A 649-nucleotide genomic window follows, 5' to 3' on the forward strand; every position below is an offset into this window, starting at 1 on the left:
GAGGCGCGCCGCCGCGATGGCCCCGTCACCCTGCTCGTGGTCGATGCCGACCACTTCAAGCGCTACAACGACCGCCACGGCCACGCCGTGGGCGACCGGGTGCTGAAGGAACTGGCCCGGGCCCTGAGCGCGGGCGTGCGCCGGCCGGGCGATCTCGTCGCCCGCATCGGCGGCGAGGAATTCGCGCTCCTGCTGCCGGGCACCGATGCCGAGGGCGCGGCCTGCGTCGCGGAATCGGTGCACGAGGCGGTCGCCGGAATTGCGGTCGAGGCAGAGGGCGTCGGCGTCGGGCCGGTCACCGCCAGCATCGGCCTCGCCTTCGGCCTGCCCGGCAGGGGCGGCTCACCGGCCGACCTGCTCCGCCTGGCCGACGCCGCACTCTACGAGGCGAAGGCGGCGGGCCGCAACCGCACCTGCTACGCGGTGATGGGCGAGACCCGCGGCCGGACGGTCCCGACGCCCGCCGCGGCGGGTGCCTCCGCTCAGCTCTCCTCGGCGATACGCAGCAGGTCACCCGCGATCGAGAACCTGGCTGCGAAGACGTACGGGTCGCGGCTGAGCGGCAGGATCCCCTGATCGAGGGTCAGGACACCGTCACCGCTCTCCTCGGGCGACGGCGAGAGGCACGCGCGCCGAAGCCGCAGCGCGG

General features: G+C 74.9%; 1 protein-coding gene. It reads left to right on the forward strand.

The genetic code is table 11. The annotated features are described in order from the left end of the window. A partial coding sequence (locus tag VQ02_RS33950) for a GGDEF domain-containing protein (protein ID WP_048448689.1) occupies positions 1-576 on the forward strand: 576 nt, incomplete at its 5' end. Between the last annotated feature and the right edge of the window lie 73 nt (positions 577-649).

Source organism: Methylobacterium variabile (assembly GCF_001043975.1).
Classification (GTDB): domain Bacteria; phylum Pseudomonadota; class Alphaproteobacteria; order Rhizobiales; family Beijerinckiaceae; genus Methylobacterium; species Methylobacterium variabile.